General features: G+C 58.4%; 18 protein-coding genes and 1 tRNA gene. 12 read left to right on the top strand and 7 right to left on the bottom strand.

The features are described from left to right. Window positions 1-106: 106 nt before the first annotated feature. Window positions 107-1,453, bottom strand: a complete 1,347-nt coding sequence (locus VG146_02570; GenBank protein ID HEV2391226.1) for an FAD-dependent oxidoreductase — start codon at window positions 1,451-1,453, stop codon at window positions 107-109. 1,103 nt (window positions 1,454-2,556) lie between these two features. Between VG146_02570 and VG146_02565 the strand changes: the two genes are divergently transcribed. The 4 genes from VG146_02565 to VG146_02550 all read left to right on the top strand — a co-directional run bounded on the left by VG146_02565 (window position 2,557) and on the right by VG146_02550 (window position 9,635). Next, entirely contained in the window at window positions 2,557-5,307 is a 2,751-nt protein-coding gene (locus VG146_02565; GenBank protein HEV2391225.1) for a hypothetical protein, read from the top strand. 6 nt (window positions 5,308-5,313) lie between these two features. Then, entirely contained in the window at window positions 5,314-7,491 is a 2,178-nt protein-coding gene (locus VG146_02560) for a PQQ-binding-like beta-propeller repeat protein (GenBank protein ID HEV2391224.1), read from the top strand. Window positions 7,492-7,807: 316 nt separating this feature from the next. After that, window positions 7,808-7,957: a DUF5989 family protein gene (locus VG146_02555; protein ID HEV2391223.1), complete on the top strand. Its 150-nt coding sequence runs from the start codon at window positions 7,808-7,810 to the stop codon at window positions 7,955-7,957. A 19-nt stretch (window positions 7,958-7,976) separates the two neighbouring features. Then, the gene (locus VG146_02550) at window positions 7,977-9,635 is read left to right on the top strand and encodes a hypothetical protein (GenBank protein ID HEV2391222.1); all 1,659 of its coding nucleotides are present in this window, start codon (window positions 7,977-7,979) and stop codon (window positions 9,633-9,635) included. A gap of 20 nt (window positions 9,636-9,655) precedes the next feature. Here the strand turns inward: VG146_02550 and VG146_02545 are convergent, their stop codons facing one another. The 5 genes from VG146_02545 to VG146_02525 all read right to left on the bottom strand — a co-directional run bounded on the left by VG146_02545 (window position 9,656) and on the right by VG146_02525 (window position 12,774). After that, entirely contained in the window at window positions 9,656-10,036 is a 381-nt protein-coding gene (locus VG146_02545) for a hypothetical protein (protein HEV2391221.1), read from the bottom strand. Window positions 10,037-10,123: 87 nt separating this feature from the next. After that, the gene (locus VG146_02540) at window positions 10,124-10,687 is read right to left on the bottom strand and encodes a c-type cytochrome domain-containing protein (protein HEV2391220.1); all 564 of its coding nucleotides are present in this window, start codon (window positions 10,685-10,687) and stop codon (window positions 10,124-10,126) included. Between the two features lie 104 nt (window positions 10,688-10,791). After that, window positions 10,792-11,541 carry a prepilin-type N-terminal cleavage/methylation domain-containing protein gene (locus VG146_02535; protein HEV2391219.1) on the bottom strand — a complete coding sequence of 250 codons (750 nt, stop codon included), beginning with the start codon at window positions 11,539-11,541 and terminating at the stop codon, window positions 10,792-10,794. Window positions 11,542-11,965: 424 nt separating this feature from the next. Beyond that, entirely contained in the window at window positions 11,966-12,109 is a 144-nt protein-coding gene (locus tag VG146_02530) for a hypothetical protein (GenBank protein HEV2391218.1), read from the bottom strand. 83 nt (window positions 12,110-12,192) lie between these two features. After that, a complete protein-coding gene (locus VG146_02525; protein ID HEV2391217.1) occupies window positions 12,193-12,774 on the bottom strand; it encodes a hypothetical protein in 582 nt (193 codons plus the stop codon). 271 nt (window positions 12,775-13,045) lie between these two features. Here VG146_02525 and VG146_02520 point away from each other — a divergent pair, with 271 nt between their 5' ends. From VG146_02520 to VG146_02485, 8 genes are all read left to right on the top strand, one after another. Then, window positions 13,046-13,702: a response regulator transcription factor gene (locus tag VG146_02520; protein ID HEV2391216.1), complete on the top strand. Its 657-nt coding sequence runs from the start codon at window positions 13,046-13,048 to the stop codon at window positions 13,700-13,702. Beyond that, on the top strand, window positions 13,699-15,246 hold the full coding sequence (locus VG146_02515) for an ATP-binding protein (protein ID HEV2391215.1): 1,548 nt from the start codon (window positions 13,699-13,701) through the stop codon (window positions 15,244-15,246). The genes VG146_02520 and VG146_02515 overlap by 4 nt, the downstream gene beginning before the upstream one ends. Before the next feature lie 82 nt (window positions 15,247-15,328). After that, window positions 15,329-16,483, top strand: coding sequence for a glutamine-hydrolyzing carbamoyl-phosphate synthase small subunit (gene carA / locus VG146_02510; protein HEV2391214.1), 1,155 nt, complete (start codon window positions 15,329-15,331; stop codon window positions 16,481-16,483). Window positions 16,484-16,600: 117 nt separating this feature from the next. After that, window positions 16,601-17,113 carry an FHA domain-containing protein gene (locus VG146_02505; protein HEV2391213.1) on the top strand — a complete coding sequence of 171 codons (513 nt, stop codon included), beginning with the start codon at window positions 16,601-16,603 and terminating at the stop codon, window positions 17,111-17,113. A 122-nt stretch (window positions 17,114-17,235) separates the two neighbouring features. Then, window positions 17,236-17,309, top strand: a tRNA-Gln gene (locus tag VG146_02500). Between the two features lie 120 nt (window positions 17,310-17,429). Further along, window positions 17,430-17,618 (top strand): hypothetical protein, encoded by a 189-nt coding sequence (locus tag VG146_02495; protein ID HEV2391212.1) that lies wholly within the window; start codon window positions 17,430-17,432, stop codon window positions 17,616-17,618. A gap of 351 nt (window positions 17,619-17,969) precedes the next feature. Beyond that, entirely contained in the window at window positions 17,970-18,476 is a 507-nt protein-coding gene (locus tag VG146_02490) for an asparaginase domain-containing protein (GenBank protein HEV2391211.1), read from the top strand. Between the two features lie 111 nt (window positions 18,477-18,587). Next, window positions 18,588-19,220, top strand: coding sequence for an MBL fold metallo-hydrolase (locus tag VG146_02485; protein HEV2391210.1), 633 nt, complete (start codon window positions 18,588-18,590; stop codon window positions 19,218-19,220). 40 nt (window positions 19,221-19,260) lie between these two features. Here VG146_02485 and VG146_02480 read toward each other — a convergent pair whose 3' ends face one another. Continuing rightward, complete coding sequence (locus VG146_02480; GenBank protein HEV2391209.1) at window positions 19,261-20,505, bottom strand: hypothetical protein; 1,245 nt, start codon at window positions 20,503-20,505, stop codon at window positions 19,261-19,263. Window positions 20,506-20,525: the final 20 nt, after the last annotated feature.

The raw sequence follows: 20,525 nt of genomic DNA, 5'->3' as shown, positions 1-20,525 counted from the left end.
CGGCTTCAGCCGGCAGCAGTGTGTAATTCACCACCCCTGCCGGCTAAAGCCGGCGTTCCGCGGCGGCTACAACAAGTTCCCGGTGGCAGTGTCAAGATGCGCTCGGTCATGTTGGGCGGCCACTCGCAGGTGAGGTATTGGATTCGCCGGCTTGACCCTTGGGAGAAAAGGCAGCGGATCGCAAGGGAGCAGAGCCCCAAGGCATATCGAGGCGTAATTGGTTGGCTAAGCCTGTCAGGTCGCCGCCTGTGGCAGGGAGGCAGGGTAGAATCCTGGCACAACGTCGGCGCACCCAGGCGTCGGCATCGGCCCGGGGCTGCAAACCACCGTTCAGGCCAAGCAGCTTGCGGCATTCGTTCTGTTGCTGGCGGTCATAGGCGGCCAGGCTCTCATTAGGTCCGGACCCGCGCAGCGCCCGGACGAGGGCCTCGGCCAGGTGTTTCCCTTCGGCAAATCCCAAGTTCATGCTTTGCACACCAACGGGTCCTGTCTGGTGCGCAGCATCTCCGGCCAACCAGCAGCGGCCCTTGCCAAAGGACCGGGCCAGGGAGGGTTCAAAGCCTACTTCGGTGCACCAGGCGATGCGCTTGACCTCCCCGGCGAACCACGGCGCGCGATTCTTCGCAACCTTCTGCACGTAAGCCCGGATGCGCTCGTCTATTTGCGGTTGAGCCAGACGCATTGTGGAGCGTTCCTTCTCGGGAAATTCCGCCGGGGCATCGGATTTGAGCATTTGAAAAGTCCAGCGGAAGCGATTACCCGGCAAGGGCCAAAGCACGTTGGTGCTCCGGTCGTCCAGAACAACGCGCATCTCGTCCTGGCTTGTCTCATCGCACTCGAATTCATATGCGGCGAAGGACTCCCGTTCGCCGGCAGAATCAGAACCAATGGCTAAACGGTCGCGCACAAGGGAATGATGCCCATCGGCGCCCACGAGGAACTGTGCGCCCACGGAGGTGCGGCGGCGGACCGTTGTTTCCCAATGCGGGACGATGTAGCCGGTGCCGGTTCCACCCAACTCCTCGATCGTGGCGATGACCTCCCGCTGTTCATCGGACAATTCGTCAAACCGGTGATTCCAATAGACCTTTACCCCTGCTGCGCATAGTGCCTCTTCGAGGGTGGTTTCGAGCTGGTTTTGCGGCAGAATAGCCAGAAAGGGAAAGTGGCCTTCATCACCGGCCAAATTTACCTCCGCTCGCCGGTTCTCCCCATCGTAGAAAGCAATTGTTCGCACCGCGCGGCTTTGCGCCAGCACGGTTTGGGCCACATTGACCTGCTGGAGCAGCCCCAGTGTTCGGGGATGCAAGGCACAAGCATAACTGCGAGCGGCTGTTCTTTCCTCGCGATCAATGACGGCCACTTCGATGCCCGCCCGGGCCAGCAGCAGAGCCGTCCAGAGCCCGACCGGCCCAGCCCCTACTATCAGAACCTCTGTTCGTTCCTCGCGCATCAGGTTTCGGCGATTTGCCTCAGACCATAGCGCAGGCGCCTCTAAAAGTCATCCAACAAATCAAATTCCTGAAGTCCGAATCCCTCGGCAAACCAGCCAGGGAGTCCAGCGCCAAAGGAATAAGGGCGCAGCCATAGGTGAAACTGCGCCCTTTGGGGCTAGGAGTGATTTAGCTAACCCGTTCATCATCTCGGGATTGATAAATCTTTCACATGGGGTTTTTACCTACCTCCAAGACGCTTCGCGCCGGCCAGTGCGCCAGATTCACGCATTTTGCGTGGAATTCACGCATGAGCGGGAACCGCATGCGGTCCGGCTCAGATTGGGCGGTGGTTACCAGGCCGATTATCAAACCGCGCCCACAGGCTAAGAATCCATCGGCTTTATAAGGGGTTACGCAATCCATTTGAGGTCAGGCGCACCCTGTTTCCCAACGGAACCGCAGGAACAAAATTGCCCCGGCACCATTTGTCGAGGAAAGCAAAGGCCCAGGCCTGCTGTCGGGCAGGGGCCAGTCCCTTATGAGAATGGATTTTGAGATGCCTACTCTCATTGCAATGGGCTCGGGCCGCGCCAGCTCGGGTGCCGGCGCGGGGCAGTTCTCCGGAGCGTCTGCCTCGCGTCGGCCAACAGCACCGCCTGTGACAGGCCCTTCGCCGCCGGCGGGACCTCCAACCAATCCGCCGCCCAATCCCGAAAAGCCCGGTCCAAACGTCGTTTGGGCCCCTGTCACCCAGCAAACATCACGAATGGTCAGTTCGAACCTCGTCCAAACTGCTGCCTATCCACCGCCTGCTGTCGCGGTTCAGCCTTTGAACAGCAATCAGCTGCTTCTGTTACTGCTGCTTTTCCTCGTATCGGCGGTCCTGCTCGGGGTCCACGTTTGGACCACAAGGAAACACAAACCCGTAAAAGCCTGCGGCGCTCGATCCTATCACTTGCCTCACCGTGAATAATGGGCGGGAGTGAGACTGTTCTCGGGAAGATTTTAAATGATGACATATTTGTCAGCATGAAGAGGATCGAAACGCCAATTGGTTCACAATCCGCCTTTGGTTTTTCTTTGAATCCTTCCCCCTCAGTAGCTACAACAAGCCCAGTTGATGAAACTCGTCGCACTGATCTTCTTGTCGATTCTTGGCGGCATTTCCGGTCTAAGCGCGTCTGAGACGAACCTGGTGGCAAACGGTTCGTTCGATCAAATGCAAAACGAATCGGGTCTTCCCGATTTCTGGTCCACGGCAGGGAACCCAGCAATCAAACAACAGTTGAGAGTGGACACCGGCCCTGACGGCAAACGCTGCGCCAGGCTGAGCTGCACCGAGTCCAACGGGGACGGCCCGGACTTCCACGCGATGCTCTGCCAGATCGGAAAGGTCAGTGTGCGTCAAGGCCACTGGTATCGGCTCAGTTTTGGCGCAAAAGCTCAAGGAATCCGAGGTGGCGCAGTCGAGGTTGGACTATCGAATACGCGTCCCTGGCAGAATGCGGGGTTAGCCGAGGCATTCTCACCGGGCAGCCAGTGGGGGCATTTCGAGTTCCTGTTTCGCGCTGCTATTGATTTGCCCGCTTCTTCAAGCCGGTTGCAATTCTGGTTCAAAAGCACGGGCACTCTCTGGCTGGAGGGCGTTGTGCTGGCTGAATCAGCCGAGGGCCAGCAATGGTTTCCTCAGATTGCGACCGCGCAGGTTAAGAACTTTATCCCCAACAGCAGTTTTGAGTGCGGCACGGCAAATTGGGGCAGCTTCACTTACGGTTTGAAAGGCTGGGCAGGCAACCTTTACCGGCTGGAAGGCCAATGGGATGACCAGGCCGCCAGCCATGGCCGGCATAGCCTCAAAATCTCCATAACGCCCAAGACAACACCGGTGTTTTATTTCGATTACTACGACCCGGTTCGCCAGCCCGTTCGCCGCATTTTGGCGGCCAATCAAGGCTGGTTCCCTGTCAAGCCCGGCGAGCCTTTGACCCTCTCGGCCTTTCTGCGGGCTGATCGGGATGCTGTTCCTGCTCAATTGGCGTTCATTGAGGCCCCTGAAAATGCGCATCAAAAAGAGGTCCGCGTCGGAACCCAATGGCAACGATATGAATTTACATTTAAGCCGACCGAACGGTTTCTCTTTATCGCTCTGGGACCGGACCTTGGAGACTCGAAACTGGAATCAGCCACGCTCTGGGTTGATGCCGTCCAGTTGGAGCGCGGAGAGCATGCCACCCCTTATGAACCGCGCCAGCCGCTCGAATCATTTATCGAGACAACCGCCCCGGGAAATATTTTCACCAACCCCGCTGCAGGTCTAACCATCACGCTACGGGCTTACAACGACTCCGAGCGGGCCGCAACCCTCCGAGGCAACCTCGAATTGACTGATTTCTTCGACCGCCGGGCTTTTGCCGCCGAGCGGCGCCTGCATGTTCCGGCGCACGGTGAGCGCAGCCGGGCCTGGGCACATCTGTGCAGTGGCCGCCAAGGTTTTTTCAGGGCCAACTGGACCGCTGTCCCATCCCGCTCTCTGGAACCTCGCGCGCAGTCGTCGTCCCTGTCCTTCTCAAATGGGACTGTCCTGTCACAAACTCAATCGCTCCGTTGCGGCCTTATCCTTCCAGCGAACAACGACCTGGCTGACTCGGCCTTGGGTTTCAATCATGCTTACCCGTGGGACTTCCTTGTTCAGCGGGCGCGGCAGGCGGGCATCGTTTGGTGGCGTGATTGGTCGGCCAAGTGGCAAACGATCGAGCCTGAGCCAGGCCGGTTTGATTTCACCGCCGCAGACACTCAAATCCAGCGCCTGTTCGCCCTGGACGGCCAGGTTGAGGTGCTTTTGCCCTTTCCCTCAGCGCTTTGGTCCACAACCGCCCGTGCCGATGAGGTCCAAAAAGCTGCGGGCAAAAACCAGTCCCTGCGGACGCGCCTGCCCGTAGCTTTTGCGCCCAGAGATTTAAAGGCCTTTGGCGATTACGCGCTCAAAGTGGCGCGGCATTATGACCGGCGCAAAGTCACTTACATACAAGTCCTCAATGAGCCGGTTTATACTGATTATGCCCTCCCGCGCCAGTTTGGTTACTCGCTGGGCGACTACCTGCATTTTCTTGAAACGGCTGCCAAGGCCTTGCGCGCAGAGGGGCAGTGCCGGGTTGTGGGCGGCATCAGCGCGGGTCTCGAAGCGGGGCTGACGCAAGATTTCGTGGCCCAGGGTGGCCTGCGCTGGCTTGATGTGTTCGACCTCCACATGTACGACCCAGCCCGGCCAGCGGAGAGCTTTGAAGATTCATTCTCATTCCTGGAACATCTCATGAACGAGCATGGCGGCCCGAAGCCGGTCTGGATTACCGAATGGGGTTGCTACGCCGATGACGACCCCGCCTGCGCGCCGCCGAGTGTGGGCGATGCCACCATGAACCGGTGCCGCTGGCCCAGCGAGTGCGCCGCTACAGAGCACATTGTGAAGTTTACCGCTGTCGCCTTTGCCCATGGCGTGCGAAAAATATTTTTTCATGCGGGCACCTGCGGGACCATCAACGGGCCTGATGCCGCCGGCGTGCTCTTCGAGTACGGCGGCACACCCCGCAAGATGTATTGCGGCGTGGCCACTCTGACGCGCTTGCTCGGCGTCCCCGACCGCTGCATCTCGCAAATTGTTCATGAGGGCACCCGGGTGTACTCCTTTGAGAGCGCCGGGCGGGTCGTCTCAATCGCCTGGGCTGCGCCAGAGCATCCCGCGCGACTCAAGCTGGGTCCAACCGTGAAGGCCTGCGATATGATGGGCAATGAACTCCCCGGGGGCAGCGTCCAACTCGGGCCCTCGCCGGTGTATCTGGTTGGTGAATCGAAAGAGACCGTGCTGAGCGAGTAATAAACCATGAAATTGCGCAGTTCCAAATTCAATCGGCTCTGCCTTGGGGCGCTTGGCTGCAGCCTCTGGGCTTTAAATAGTTTCCTGTGCGGTCTTGCCGCGGCGCCCGCTGAGCGCAACTGGCCCGTCTATCTCGGCGACCGCGGCAGCACCCATTACTCGCTCCTGAAGCAAATTACGCCGCGCAACGTCCGCCAACTCGAAGTCGCCTGGGTTTACCATTCCGGGGATGCCCGCGCGGACAACCTGTCTCAAATCCAGTGCAATCCACTCATCATCGACGGCATCCTGTATGGGACGACGCCCCGGCTCAAACTCATTGCCCTCGACGCCGCTACCGGACACGAGCTATGGCGCTTCGATCCCTTCGAGAGCCGGCCCAGCAGCGATGCCCTGGGCGTCAATCGCGGCGTGGTTTATTGGGCTGACGGCACCGACCGCCGAATCCTCTTCTCCGCCGATCATTTCCTCTATGCTGTGGATGCGGCAACGGGCCGGTCCATCGAGGGCTTCGGCGACAAGGGCCATGTGGATATCAAAGACGGGCTTGGCCGCGACGTGAGCAATCTCTACGTCGTTTCGACCTCGCCCGGCGCAGTTTATCGCAACCTCCTGTTCCTTCCCCTGCGCGTCGGGGAAGGACCCGCGCCCGCTGCGCCTGGGCATCTCCGGGCTTATGACATTCGCACCGGCAAAATCGTCTGGACCTTCCATATCCTTCCCTATCCCGGAGAACCAGGTTACAACACCTGGCCGCCCGATGCCTGGACCTACGTCGGGGGAGTGAACTGCTGGACAGGCATGAGCGTGGACGAGCGCCGCGGGATTGTCTATGTCCCAACCGGCTCAGCCGCGTTTGATTTTTGGGGTGGTAACCGCATCGGCCAGGACCTCTTTGCCAACTGCCTGCTCGCCCTGGATGCCAACACGGGCCGGCGCATCTGGCATTTCCAATGCGTTCACCACGATCTATGGGACCGCGATTTGCCTGCACCACCGGTCCTTGTTACGGTCCGGCACAATGGGCATCCGATCGATGCGGTTGCGCAGACTACCAAGTCAGGGCATGTCTTCCTGTTCAACCGGGACACCGGCGAGCCGTTGTTTCCGATCAAAGAGCGCATGGTTCCTCCCTCCGATCTCCAAGGTGAAGCGGCCTGGCCCACCCAGCCGCTGCCGACCAAACCGCTGCCATTTGCGCGCCAGTTCTTCACTTACAACGAAATCACTGATATCTCTCCCGCCTCACGACGCGAGGTGCTCGACCGATTTTCCAAAATTCGCCCGCACGTGCCTTTTGCCCCTCCCAGCACCGAAGGCACGATTATTTTTCCGGGTTTCGATGGCGGCGGCGAATGGGGCGGGGCGGCGGTCGATCCGGACGGTGTGCTGTATGTGAACGAAAACGAGATGCCCTGGATACTCACGATGGTGCCAATCGCTCTTTCAACCAACGGTCCCTCCGGCGGTGGTCATCAGCTTTTTACCCAAATCTGCGCGGCCTGCCACGGCGTCGAGCGCAAGGGCAATGCCGCCCAAAACGTGCCCTCCCTGGTTGAGATCGGCAAAAAAATGAAACGCGCCGACATCGTCCATTTGCTGGCAACCGGGCGCGGGATGATGCCTTCATTTAATTTCCTTTCGAACCGGCAAAAGGAGGCCCTCGCCGATGTGCTGCTTGGGACCACAACGCCGGCCGCGGGCGCCGAACGTCATGAGGAAGTCTCCGGCGACGTTGTCCTGGGCGGGATTCCCTACACGATGACCGGCTACAACCGGTGGCTCGATACGAACGGTTACCCCGCCGTTAAACCGCCTTGGGGTACCCTCAACGCCATTGACCTCAATACCGGTGAATACCGGTGGCGTGTGACGTTGGGCGAAATCCCGGCCCTCACCGCTCGGGGGATTGCTCCGACCGGCCTGGAAAACTACGGTGGACCGATTGTCACCGCAGGCGGCCTGCTCTTCATCGCCGCCGCCAAGGACGAAATGATTCGCTCCTTCGACCAGCGGACGGGCAAAACTCTGTGGCAGGCCAAGTTGCCCGCCAACGGTTTTGCTACGCCGTCAACGTACATGGTGAATGGCCGCCAATTCGTGGTCATCGCCTGCGGCGGCGGCAAGGTTGGCACGAAAAGTGGCGATGCCTACGTGGCCTTCGCATTGCCGGGGCGGAAATAGGAATGAAGGCTAAAACAGGACATTTTTCGGCGAGTGAATCCCCCAGACGCCACAGCGCCAAAGCCGCAAGCCTTATTCTCATGAAGTCACGCTCTAGGGAAGAGCCAGCAGTTTGACGGCTTCCGCCGCGCCAACGATTGGGATACCAGGTCCTTGTCACCACTGATAATCATATCCGCCACCGCTGCCCGGGCAGCGCGGGCAGCGGCTAGCACTTGATTTCATGCCTGCAAGAACCTAGTTTTGGCACGTGTTTGGCAGAATGTATGCGCGAGAGAAAGCCGTTTGATGTCGTTGGTAACCAAAGGAAGCAGCCATGAACATTCTGAAGCAATTCTGGACTTTCCTAAGAGAAAATAAAAAGTGGTGGCTCCTTCCGATCTTTATCTCGCTGCTTATTCTGGGCGCTTTGCTCTTCTTTACCAGCGGTCCGGCGCTGGCGCCGTTTTTGTACAAGCAGTTTTGACATTTTGTCAGCGCATTCGATGAGGCCGGAGAAACCGGAGTATGTGCGTGTTGCTATGGCTCTTCGAGTCACCAGCGTCGCGCTCATTGGCCTCGCCATCTATTTGGCCGCTCTGACCCAAATGCCTTGGCCGGACATTGCGGCTTTGGGTTTTCTTGGGGCGAGCCTGCTGACACCCTGGATTCCAAGTAAACCGCGCCACCCGCAAATCGGCCTCTCGCTTTGGGCCGCAGCAATCGCCTGGTTCTCGACTCTCTTCCTGGCGATCAGCCTCATCCTCGCCCGGCAAACGATCACCGTCTTCGATCCCTATTATGCCATTCTGGCGTGGCTCATTGCCGCTGCCGCCGCGTTGCATGCGCCCCTAATGGACTCCTCGCGTTTTAAAGCCTGGTGGAAGGCGCTCTCGATACCATGGGCTTTTTGTGGCGCTTTTGTATGGCTGGCCGCCTCCTATCTGCAGGACAGAACAGCTCCATTTTATATCGGACTGCTTGTCTTGGTCTTTTTATTGCTCCTGTGCAAAAGATGGTTCCCAATGCCTGCATCGTCTGTGCTGATTGTCAATACGCTGCTCGTGCTGGTAATCCTGCTCCCAATTGCGGATTGGGTCGCGCGCAGCCCTCGACCCTTGGACCCTCACCCCGAAGTCGCCGGAACCGGTTATTTGTATGACGTTGCGAAAAAAGAGCCCAATGCCTTCCTGCATTGGTACGGAAAGTATTTGAATCAGTACGATCGGTTAGTCCGCGATCTCTTTCAACCCGACCCTGCTGGCGTCCTGCCTTTCCGCATACGGACTAATACCAATACGACCTTCTTCCAAAGCCGAATTCACATTAACAGTCTGGGCTTTCGGGGCCGCGAAATCTCACCTGCCAAGGGTAGGGCCTACCGAATTGTCGCTTTGGGCGAGTCCAATACTTTTGGATTCACTCTGACTCCGGAGCATAAACCCTGGCCGGAGGCCCTCGAACAACTGTTTCGCGAACATTTCCGAGGAGCCGTTCCCATCGAGGTCATTAACGCGGGCCTTCCAAACCACGGCCTTGAGAATAACCTTTATCGGTTAAGGAAGGATATCCTTCCGCTGCATCCCGATATGATCCTCTCCTATCACGGCTGGAATACCTTCCGTTCCCTCTTTTCTTCGCTGCCTGCCAATTCGGTAAAGCATCCCCCGGCCTTTAAGCAGCGTCCCATGCCTTTGCTCGCCAAAGCCGAGTACCGTTTCAAAATGCTTTCGTTCAGAAAACAGTTCGCGGCAAATCCCGCGTTCGAACCGCCTCCTGTCTCTAAGTTGCTGCAATCGGCCTGCGCTGAGGATTACCGGCAGCTCATCAAAATCGCCCGGTCCAACCACATCCGGTTGGTCATTGGAAATTATTCCATGGCAGTTGACAGCCAAAGCACTGGCGAGTTGGTGGAATTCTATCGTAAAGCGTTCCCCGCCGTTTATGCCTTAATCGGGGTCAACCAATTAAACTCGCTGCTGCTCGAAGAACTCGCACGCCAAAACCCGGAGGTTTGCCTGGTGGATACCCATCCTCAGTTGGATGGGGCACACGATAAGTTCATCGACCTGGTCCATTTCGCCCCAGCAGGTGATCGGCAAATGGCCGAAACGTTCTTCGCCGCCATCACCAACCTCGTGCAGCAGGACCTTGGCGGGCGATGAGGCCGCTAACTGTTTCAATGCTAACGGCGCCAACCGTGCCCACGCCAGCCCCAACCCCCATGCCGCCACCCGCCCCAGCCATGATAATAGCCGCCCCCGTAAACCCGCGGGCCGAAGCCTAAGTAAAGGCTCGGTGCAGGCGCGTACACAACGGGAGGCGGGGTGTAAACGACTGGTGGCTGGGCATAAATCGCAGAAGGCGGCGAGTAAACCGGCGCTGGCGCCTGGTAAACTGGCGCTGGCGCCTGGTAATAAACCGGAGGTGGCGCATAAGCGACCGCCGGCGGGGCTACCACAACGGCAGGCAGTGGAAGGCCGAACCCGAGGCCAAAATGGAGCCCGGCTTGAGAGGCCGAAACGGCTCCAAACAGAACAGCAGTCAGTATCAGCAACTTTTTCATATCACTACCATAGACGATACTACGCTACCGCGGATTCATAAAGCCCAAAAAAGTTTGTTTTCTTTTGAACGCCTTCAGGGATTGCCTCTACTTGGCCCCCTGATCTATCCAGGCGCGGACCAAGCCGACTTGTTCGGCTGTCAGCGGTTTGGGTGGCGGGCCGAAGCGGCCTGGGGTGCCGCCGGGCGGTCCAAAATTGCCGCCGCCGGGAGCCCCCTCGGGGCCAGGACCTCCTGGTGGATGGTTGCCGGGTTCTTGGCCGGGCCCTCCGGGGCCGCCAAACCCACCCGGCCCGCGCGGACCATGGTGCCCCGGCTTGGGGGGCATGGCCTTTTTCTCGTCCAATTGCGACACCGCAATCACCAGCGGGCTCTCCATGCTTTTGCCCGGCACAATGACCTCGCCGTCCTTACTGCCCTTCAGGGCCCCTTGCAGGCTGTCCAGACGCAAACCCGCTTTTGGCCTTTCGCCGCTATGGCAGCGGACGCAGGAGGCCTGGAATAAGGGGCGAATATCCTTGGCATAAGTAACGCCCTCCTTGCTCGAAGGAGGGGGCAGCTTGCTCAGGTCCACCTCAACGGCCAGCGCGGACCATCCAATGGCCGCCACGCCCAGGGCCAGCGCAGCTTGAGTGTTGTTTATAATCTTCATTTGGTTTCGCTTTATTCAATCGGATGCGTTTTTCAATGGCAACGCTTTTTTGGTGGCGGGAATTTAACAGACCCAACCTTAAGAGGACATTAAGGAAAGCTTTCTTACCAGGGACCCGGCGGGACATCGCCTGGTTTGACGTAATACTTGTAGGTGCCATTATCCACACCGACGGCGATGGTGCCGGGGTTGCCCAGCGCGAATTTGCGCCAACCGACGTGGGAATCTTCATAGAGGAAGTTTGCCCCCAGGGGGGCATTCGCCACTCCCCGATGGGCGCACGTTGGGTAGGCGACGCCAAGACCGGGGTCCATCCATCCACCGGGAGTCTTCCACTGAACGACATCGCCCATGACAGGGGCATTGCGGTACTCGGCGCCCAGCTTCTTGCGATAGAACCACGGGCCGAGACCGGCCACTTCATATTCGGGGTCTTTTTTCCGGAACGGAAAATAATCGTAGCCGATTAAATTCACGACATCTTTATCACCTTCAAAAATCCGGTGCCACATCTCAGTGGGGCAGTAAAGGACATCATTGAGCGTGCGCTGCCCGACTTTGGTGCTGCCGGGGGTGTTCTTGTACAAATACTGGGGATAGAAATTGGTGTTGAAGGCCGCATTCATCCAAGCCAGGTCCGAAGCTCCCCCGAATGTATTATCCGGAAAAAACTCCCGGTTATCTCCGCCGTACAGGGCCAAGGCGATCCCCCATTGTTTGAGATTATTCGCGCACTGCGTGCGAAGCGACTTGGCCTTCGCTGCGGACAGTGCGGGCAACAACATCGCTGCTAGAATTGCTATAATGGCGATGACAACCAGCAGCTCGATCAGAGTGAATGCAGGCAGCGGCAAGGACCGTGCCTGTGGCCTGGCTGCTTTATACTTTCCCCGAGAATAGACCCTGCCGCGCATGAGCAGTGAACGATTTATAGAACGATCTACAACCCATCCTCCAATTCGTCAATTGAATTTTAAGGGCGCGTGGGCGCGTTTTAAAAACTGAAGTGCCCTCAGTCGCGTCGTCCTCAACCAATGACAAGGTCAGTTCCAGGTCAGTTCCAAACCTTTGTAGGAGATGACGTAAGGAGTCTCTAATCAAGATTGTCAGATGGCCGCCTTTGGTTCACCGGGAGGTTGCTGATCAGAGGCTTTTTACGTCGTCTCCTACACTCAGGAATGGCGGCTCGTCGCTTCGACTCTGTCATTAGCCCCGCCTAGTTCTCGAAACCTCTAAAAAATCGGGGACGAGGATGAAAAGAGAGAAAGACCAGCCGCTTCACTGTCCCAAAACCAGCGCGGCAAGGATCAAGGCGCAGGCGAAAACACCGCCCAAAATGAATGCGAAAAAGACGCGCTCTTCGCGGCGCAAGATTCGGCGGATTTCGCGCCGGTAATCCACTTGCGGGGCTGGGTAGCTCATAGTCGAAGCTTCATGGTTGCGCCAGAGGCTGGCGGTGATGCTCGGCACCTGCCAGCCTCGAGGCTTTTGGTTGAGGCGCGGGTTTATGGGCCGCCTGGGGCATCCGGAGCTCCGGGGTCACCAGGAGGCGGGTCGCCTGGAGGAGGGCTATCGGGACCGCCAGGACCACGAGGGCCGGGCGGACCTCCAGCCCATTTGGGCCGCAATTCTTCACGGCTCAGCTTTCCGTCCCCATTTGTGTCGAGCTTCAGGAGCGACGCGCTGGCGTTGGCGATTTCGTTGGCATCCAACTCTCCGTCACCATTAGTATCCAATGTTGCCAGCAGCGGCGGGACCGGCGGCTTGAACCCGGGCGGGGGAGCAAACCGGAACCTGTTTGTGCCGCCTGGGAATTGAGGCCGGAGTTCGTCGGCGGTAATTTTTCCATCGCCGTTTTTATCCAGCTTCATGAGGGCGGCAGGGGCATTGGCGATTTCAGCCGCGTCCAGTTCACCGTCGCCATTGGAGTCCAGCGCCGCTAAGAGCGGGGGGAGCGGGCGATGCCGGTGGTGCGGGAGAGAGCCCGGCGGCCCATCACCCGGGCCGGGATTGTCCGGCGGATTCTGGGCCTGGGCGCCCAACAGGCCAAGACCCAGGCCAATTGCGATTAACACCGTTCGTTTCATTTGCTTATCCTTTCAGTGAGGGCTGCGCAGACTGGCAGCATTGCAGTCCCGTGGTTTGGTTTGATTTGTTATGCCAGGTTTTTGATCTATCAATCGGCGCCCTCATGCGCTTATCCCTTTGAGAGCCAAATTCATTTTTCATGAGGCCACTCTATCGAGAGCCACCTTAAAAGAACGTTAAGTCGAAAAATATTTTCTTAATCTTCTCTTAAGGTTCATTTTGCATTGATTGCTGGCGTGACTCGGACCGTTTAGAATGGAAAGCGACGCGATGAGAATCCTGGTCGTTGAAGACGAACCCGACCTTTTAGGCAGCCTTTTGCAAGCGCTGCGGGAAGAGGGGTATGCCGCCGACGCCGCCCCCGATGGGGAGGAGGGGTTATACAAAGCGGAGAGTAACGACTATGACGCCGTAGTGCTGGATATCATGCTGCCGCGCATCGATGGTTGGGAACTGCTGCGCCGCTTGCGCAAGACAAAAAAGACGCCGGTTCTGCTGCTCACGGCGCGCGATGGGGTGCGCGACCGGGTGCGTGGTCTGGATACCGGCGCCGACGATTACCTGGTCAAGCCATTCGATGTCGCGGAATTGCTGGCGCGCTTGCGGGCGCTCATCCGCCGGTCCGCCCATGAAGTAGAGCCGGTTTTGGAAATCGGCAATGTGCGGATCGATACGGTCGCCCGGACAGTCTCGCGCGGAAGCGAGCCGGTCATCCTGACGGCGCGGGAGTATTCGCTGGTGGAGTTCCTGGCCCTGCACCGGGGCAAAGTGGTTACGCGCACTATGCTCTACGAGCATCTTTTCGACGAGAACGACAGCACGCTTTCCAATCTCCTCGATGTGCATGTATCGAATATCCGCAAGAAACTTGGCCACGAGTTTATTACCACCCGGCGCGGGCACGGGTATTGTATTGGAGTGCCATGATTTTTCATTCCATCCGGTGGAGGGTGCAGGCCTGGCACGGGTTGATTCTGGTGCTGGTGCTGGCGGCATTTGGATTCACCGCTTACCATGTGGCGCGCGACAACCAGTTGCGCCGGATTGATCAGGACCTGGGCCAAAGATTTATGGCCTTGTTCCGTCCACCGCCACCGCTCGAACGCCACTTCGAGCGCGCCCCGGGACCACCGCCAGAGTCCGAGCCACAGCCCTCCTCAGAGCGGCCACATGTCTTGCGTCGATTTGATTTTGATGCGTTCCTGGCCCGGATTCAGGAGACGATTCAGCAAAATGCGCAACAAACAGCGGGGATAGAGTCTGGCCAAACCAACGCCTATTATTACGTGCTTTGGGGGCAAAACGGTTCCGTTCTGGCTCGGTCACCGGCAACACCGGCCGGCGTCGTATTTCCGGAGCGCTTTAGTTCTGCCAAGGACGCAGCGTCACAGGCCGCGGAAGATTCGGGGCCTTGGGGCATGCGACACAAAGGGCCAGTGCCTCCGGCGGCCTGGACGCGCGGCCAATACCGGGAGGCGTTCTCCTTTTTACCTGGCGGTGAGTGCGTGCTGGTAGGCCGTTCAATTGCGCCGGACCTGGCGGCTATGCATCGGTTAGCTTTTTGGCTGATCATTGCCGGGGCAGGCGTTCTGGTGCTGGGATTGGCCGGCGGCTGGTGGGTGGCCTCCCGCGCGATTCGTCCCATCGAAGACATCAGCGCCACCGCCATGAAAATCGCCGCCGGAGACCTCTCACAGCGCATCAACGCTGCCGATACCGAGAGCGAACTGGGCCGCCTGGCGGGAATCCTCAACTCGACTTTTGGCCGCCTGGAAGCCGCCTTCGCGCACCAGGCCCGCTTTACCTCCGATGCCTCCCATGAGCTACGCACACCCGTTGCGGTCATCCTTTCCAAAACTCAGACCGTTTTGTCCCGACAGCGCGCCCCAGGCGAGTACCGTGAGGCCCTTGAGACCTGCCAGCGCGCCGCGCAACGCATGCGCTCGCTAACTGAGTCGCTTCTGGCACTCGCGCGCCTCGATGCGGGTCAGGAACCGCTCAAGCGCGAGAAGTTCGACCTCTCCCGAGTGGCGCGAGACAGCGTCGAGTTGGTCCGCCCATTGGCAGTTGAGCGGGGCATTGAGTTACATTGCGACCTGCCGGCGGTGGAATGTGTTGGGGACCCGGATCGAATCGGGCAGGTAGCCACCAACCTTCTGACCAATGCCATCCAGTTTAATCGGGAGCGCGGCGAGGTGCGCGTCCGCGCGAAGGCCGAGAACGGCGCCGCATCCCTGATCGTCACCGATTCCGGACAAGGCATACCGGCCGAGGACCTCCCGCATATTTTCGAGCGTTTTTACCGGGTGGATAAATCCCGTTCCCGCGTTCAGGGCAGCACTGGCCTGGGCCTGGCAATTTGCAAGGCGGTGGCAGATGCTCATGGTGGAGTCATCGAGGTTTCCAGCCAACCGGGCAGTGGCAGCACCTTTCGGCTGATCTTGCCAGAGTTTTGTTCCTTTCCTCTGTAAAGTCGCGCTGATTGCGGCTACCTTCTCCCTTGACCGCCCGGGGTGGTTGCCTAATATCCGCCCGCTTGGCGACCAGCTTTAAATGAGAGCGATTCTTGCTTTGGAAGATGGGTCCCTTTTCCACGGGGAAGGCTTCGGCGCGCGCGCCTCAGCCTGCGGCGAGGTGTGTTTCAATACCTCGATGACCGGTTACCAGGAGATTTTAACCGACCCTTCCTACAAAGGACAAATTGTGACGATGACCTACCCGCTCATTGGCAATTACGGGGTCAACCAGCAAGACGCCGAATCCTGGCGCCCGCACGTGGGTGGTTTTGTTATTCGTGAATTGTCGCCCGTTGTCAGTAATTGGCGCGCGGACCGCTCCCTGGCCGAGTATCTCGAACAAAACGGCATTCCGGCCATTCAAGGGGTCGATACGCGGGCCTTGACGAAAAAGCTCCGCGTCCGCGGCGCCCTCAATGGGTTTATTTCTACCGAAGACATATCCGATTTGGAAGCGCTGCGCCGCGCAAAGGAATGGCCGGGCCTTGTGGGGGTCGATTACGTCCGGGAGGTCACTCATAAGGATCCATTTCTTTGGGACGAGCCGGACGAGCAAAGCGCCAGTTTCAAGCTGGTCCAGGGCACGGCGGGGCAGGCCCAGGGTGAGCCGTTGCCTCCAGCCGACATTCCGATTGTCGCTTATGACTATGGGATGAAGTACAATATTCTGCGCCGCTTGCGCCAGCAGGGGTTGCGTGTTCAAGTCGTTCCGGCCACCACCCCGGCAGCGGAGGCTCTGACGCATAAACCGGCCGGAATTTTCCTCTCGAATGGCCCCGGGGACCCTGCGGCGCTGGATTATGCAGTCCGCGCCGTCAGCGACCTGGTGCAGACGGGCATCCCTATGTTCGGCATCTGCCTTGGGCACCAGATTCTGGGCCAGGCATTTGGCGGCAAGACTTTTAAACTAAAATTTGGCCATCGCGGCGCCAATCAACCCGTCAAAGACATGCAATCGGGCCGGGTCGAAATCACCGCGCAGAACCACGGGTTTGCCGTGGACCCGAAAACATTGCCGCCGGAGGTTGCGGTGGACCGAATTAACCTCAACGACCAGACAGTCGAGGGCATGCGCCACAAACGGAAACCCATTTTCTGTGTGCAGTACCACCCCGAGGCATCCCCAGGGCCCCACGATTCCACACCGCTTTTTGCCCGCTTCCGCGCATTGATCGAAAAGGGCGAGGCCTAAGAACCACGCCGTTCCTGCCCTTCTTCTCCACTCCGCAAACCGCCTTAATTCCGCCGCAATTCCTTTACATTTGACTTGCCGGCCACGCGGCCCATAATGCGGCCACCGAAGCAACTTATGCCCAAACTTGTTCTCTTGAGCGCCGGAATGACGGGCCGTACCCACGAACTCAAGGCCGACAAAACCACCATTGGCCGAGTGGAGGACAACACCTTTCAAATCGCCGAGCCCTCGGTTTCGAGTCATCATTGCGAAGTGCTCCTGCGCGGCAATGACATCGTCGTGCACGACCTCAACTCCACCAATGGCACTTTCATCAATGGAGAAAAAGTTGCCGAAAGCCCAATCAAACCTGGGCAAATCCTGCGTTTGGGGCAGATCGAAATGCGTTTGGAAACCGACAATGCGTCGGCGGCCCCCAAAAAGCTGGACCAAACGATGGTCATGCAGAGAGGGGTGAGCTTGACAGAGCTGGAACAAACCGCTCGCGGCATCGGATTTGATACCAAAGGGACCGGCTTCTCGAAGAAAGACAACAGCGTCAACAAAATCGTGATTACCGTCTGCGTCATCCTGGGAGTGGTGATTGCCGTTTTACTCCTGTACGTCTTTGCGATCGCCGGCAAGTAGGCCGATCAGTTTCCGCCCCGCAATATCGCACCCAACGCACCTCGCGCCCATTTTTTCCTTGAACCCTTGAACCCATTTTTCCTTTGCGCCCTGGTAACCTCAAAGCTACTTTGGAGCGGCTTTGTCCGGTGGTGTAATGGTAGCACAAGAGTCTTTGGAGCTCTTTGTCATGGTTCGAATCCATGCCGGACAGCCAGCTTTTCCACTGGAAAATGAAGATTCGGCCGCCGGAAACCAAAGAAACCCCAAACATTTTGGCAGTTAGACGGGTGAAATTTGGACCTGACAAGCGCGTCCACACGCATTAACTTCAATCATGAGCGCAACAGAAATCATCAACGAGCTGCCCAAGCTGAGCGTAGCTGAGCTGCGGTTGGTGCGCCAGCGACTGGTCGAAATCGCTGCCCAGAACCAGGATATTGAACTCTGCAACCAGGCTGCGCTGGATAGCGCGATGATGCTCGACCGCATGGAGGATGACGATGCCCGTCGTCAACCCCGGTGAAGTCTGGATAATTGATTTCGGGAAGACGGCCAAAGTCCGGCCGGCCTTGCTTCTGACGGGTACTCCCGCTGACGACGAGCTTGATATCGTCACCGTGCTCCTCCACACAACCGAATTGCGCGGCAAACCGTTGGGAACTTTCCATCCCAAAGCCGTTTCTGAAACCCGGCGCATTCCATCTGCAACAGGTTCAGACCGTTTCGACCGTCAAACTAGAGCGAAAACTGGGCGTGCTAACCGGGCAAGAAATGAACCGAGTGCGGGATGCGCTGGCCAAACGGCTGGCCATTTAACAGCTACCAGCCTGCCTCGGCGCTTCGGCCTTCCTAATCAAGCTACGCGAACTGTGCAATGAAACTCAAGTTCTTCACCACGGGCGGTACGATTGACAAAGTCTATTTCGACGCCACAAGTGAGTTCCAAGTCGGCCCGCCTCAGGTCCTGGATGTCCTCAAAGAAGCCAATGTCGCATTCGAGTATGAGATTGAATCCATCCTGCGCAAAGACAGCTTGGAGCTGACGGATGCCGACCGGCTCCTGATTCGGGAACGAGTCCACGGCGAGCCTCTTTCGCGGATCGTCATCACACACGGCACCGATACCATGGTCCAGACTGCCCGAATCCTCGCAGGCATCCCGAATAAAACCATCGTTCTGACCGGCTCAATGCAGCCCGCTCGCTTTCGGCTCACCGATGCCATCTTCAATATCGGCTCCGCTATCACCGCGGTCCAGAGTTTGCCCGCCGGGGTTTACATCGTCATGAACGGACGGATTTTTGATCCTTTCAAGACGAGGAAAAATCGAGAAAAAAACAAGTTCGAGGAGGATGCCTCAGAGTCCCCGCCGGCGTTTTAATGGGGTCTCCCCGCTTTCCCGGGGGCCCAGAACGCAATGGGTCGTCCCGGTTGAACAGATTGCCTGACAATCCTGGCCGGCCAGCGATAGAATAGCTGCATGATTCTGCTCATGAACACCGGCGGTGTGGCTGCTACCAATTGCTTTCTCATTGCAGATAACTCGAGCCGCGAGGCGGTCTTATTTGACGCGCCGGACCACACAACCCAACCGCTGCTGGATGAAGCTGCCCAGCGCGGCTTGCGCCTGGCGGGCCTGTGGCTGACCCACGGCCATTTCGACCACTTCGCCGATCATGCGGTGGTGAAAGAAAAATTTCCGCAGGCAAAAATCCTCATCCACGCCCTCGATGAACCAAAGGCGGAGCATCCCGAGGTCCAGACGCGCCTGTTTGGGCTGCCGTTTTCCATCCCACCGCTGGCTGCTGATGGGCACGTCACCGATGAGCAGCAACTCAAGATCGGCGCCTTGGGTGTCCAAGTGATTCACACCCCCGGCCATTCGCCCGGCCACGTCGCCTACTACCTGCCCGCCGAAGGCCTCCTGGTGGGCGGCGACCTTATCATCGGCGGCTCGGTCGGGCGCACGGACCTGCCGGATTCGGATCACTCGGAATTGGAAAAGTCGATTCGGCGTGTCATGGCCTTGCCCCCAGCCACTCGATTGCTCGGCGGTCATGGGCCGCCGACAACCCTCGAACAGGAGCGACGGGAAAACCCCTATGTCCAGCAGGCGCTAGGGTAACGCAAAGGCCCCCGCGCTGCGGGTTTTCATTCCGACTTGGTCATCCGCCCAATTCCGGCGCATCCGGATTCACGGCGGGCCCAAAGTACCTCAGCATCACCAGAGGCTCGGTTTCGCTGTTGTTTTCAAACGTCACCCCGGTTTTTGCCCCTTCCTCCGCGCAAAAGTACTCATCCTCGGTCAGTTCGCCGAACCGGATGAGTTTGGGGCTGTTGAGGGGCTGGCCATTCATTTTCCCAATGCCCTGGACGCAAATGAGGCCGTAGGCGCCGTTGTCAGTAATGCGGCATGTCACTCCCGGCTCGACGGTAAGTTCTTTGGCGGTGAACAGTTGTTGCCCCTTGATTTTTCCGTACACAATCCAACGGTCGATGTAACCTTCACTGGCGCTATCGGCGGCGGCGATGGGTTCGAGATAATGATGCTCCTTGAAATTCGGGTCCACGTTGCCTTCCCAATCGAGCTGGTCCACGATGAAATCGAGGTCTTTGTGTCTGTTTTTTGGCATGTCCTTTACCAGCAGCTCCCAGGGGACGTAGCGGCCTTCGACCATGCTTTGGTACATCCCAAAGACGTCGCTGCCCCACTGTGGTTCATAGGTGCAGAATGAGCCGGGCGCGTGCAACAGGCAGGGGCCCACCAGCCAACCGCTGCCCGGTTTGAGCCGGTAGGCCTTCGACAAATCCAGAATTCCGTTGTCCCCGCGGTTCCAGTTCTCGAGACACTGCCGTACCTGGGCCTTGGTGGTACCGGGTTCGAGCCCGAAAAAGGTATATGGAAAATTATTGCCAACGTTGTTGTGTTGCGGGGGGAAAAAATAGGACTCGGGTTTGCCTTCCTGCCCGACCAGTTTGGCCTGGCGCGCATTCTGGTGCATGTGCAGGGGAATGGGGCCCATGTTATCGAAGAACTTCGAATAGACCGGCCAGCGGCCATATTGCTTCCAGATGGCCTTGCCAACCAGCGCCCCACCGCACTCGGCAACGGCGCTGCGCAGGGTGAACCGCTGCTTGCCTGCAATACAATAACTGAGACCCTCGTCCGGAACGCGCCCTTCGTTTGCCGCTTCGGTGGTGGAAGCGAACCAGCGTTCATCAATGCCGCCACGGTGGGCGCCATAGGCGTAGGTATCGTCCGGATGAAGCTTGATGCGCAAGCCCGGCTGCAGGAAAGAGCGCGGCACCCAATTCGGCGTGAGGCGCAGCAGGCCGCCCGTGCGCTCCAGTTCCCCTTCCACCAGCGACCGTACTCCGCTTTTGGCGATTTTGAGAGAGACCATGTTCATATTGAAAAACGGCCCGTTCG

It is taken from the genome of Verrucomicrobiia bacterium, assembly GCA_035946615.1.
Classification (GTDB): Bacteria; Verrucomicrobiota; Verrucomicrobiia; order Limisphaerales; family UBA8199; genus DASYZB01.
Note: the sequence above shows the minus strand (reverse complement) of the source record. Positions and strands in the feature narration are given on the sequence as shown.

Excerpts from the sequence above, each read along its gene's own strand:
- VG146_02495 (HEV2391212.1), top strand. The coding sequence starts at position 17,430 with ATGAGCGCAACAGAAATCATCAACGAGCTGCCCAAGCTGAGCGTAGCT.
- VG146_02485 (HEV2391210.1), top strand. The coding sequence starts at position 18,588 with ATGAACACCGGCGGTGTGGCTGCTACCAATTGCTTTCTCATTGCAGAT.
- VG146_02545 (HEV2391221.1), bottom strand. The coding sequence starts at position 10,036 with ATGAAAAAGTTGCTGATACTGACTGCTGTTCTGTTTGGAGCCGTTTCG.
- VG146_02515 (HEV2391215.1), top strand. The coding sequence starts at position 13,699 with ATGATTTTTCATTCCATCCGGTGGAGGGTGCAGGCCTGGCACGGGTTG.
- VG146_02525 (HEV2391217.1), bottom strand. The coding sequence starts at position 12,774 with ATGAAACGAACGGTGTTAATCGCAATTGGCCTGGGTCTTGGCCTGTTG.
- VG146_02550 (HEV2391222.1), top strand. The coding sequence starts at position 7,977 with ATGAGGCCGGAGAAACCGGAGTATGTGCGTGTTGCTATGGCTCTTCGA.
- VG146_02555 (HEV2391223.1), top strand. The coding sequence starts at position 7,808 with ATGAACATTCTGAAGCAATTCTGGACTTTCCTAAGAGAAAATAAAAAG.
- VG146_02560 (HEV2391224.1), top strand. The coding sequence starts at position 5,314 with ATGAAATTGCGCAGTTCCAAATTCAATCGGCTCTGCCTTGGGGCGCTT.
- VG146_02530 (HEV2391218.1), bottom strand. The coding sequence starts at position 12,109 with ATGAGCTACCCAGCCCCGCAAGTGGATTACCGGCGCGAAATCCGCCGA.
- VG146_02490 (HEV2391211.1), top strand. The coding sequence starts at position 17,970 with ATGAAACTCAAGTTCTTCACCACGGGCGGTACGATTGACAAAGTCTAT.
- VG146_02540 (HEV2391220.1), bottom strand. The coding sequence starts at position 10,687 with ATGAAGATTATAAACAACACTCAAGCTGCGCTGGCCCTGGGCGTGGCG.
- VG146_02505 (HEV2391213.1), top strand. The coding sequence starts at position 16,601 with ATGCCCAAACTTGTTCTCTTGAGCGCCGGAATGACGGGCCGTACCCAC.
- VG146_02570 (HEV2391226.1), bottom strand. The coding sequence starts at position 1,453 with ATGCGCGAGGAACGAACAGAGGTTCTGATAGTAGGGGCTGGGCCGGTC.
- VG146_02565 (HEV2391225.1), top strand. The coding sequence starts at position 2,557 with ATGAAACTCGTCGCACTGATCTTCTTGTCGATTCTTGGCGGCATTTCC.
- VG146_02520 (HEV2391216.1), top strand. The coding sequence starts at position 13,046 with ATGAGAATCCTGGTCGTTGAAGACGAACCCGACCTTTTAGGCAGCCTT.
- VG146_02480 (HEV2391209.1), bottom strand. The coding sequence starts at position 20,505 with ATGAACATGGTCTCTCTCAAAATCGCCAAAAGCGGAGTACGGTCGCTG.
- carA (HEV2391214.1), top strand. The coding sequence starts at position 15,329 with ATGAGAGCGATTCTTGCTTTGGAAGATGGGTCCCTTTTCCACGGGGAA.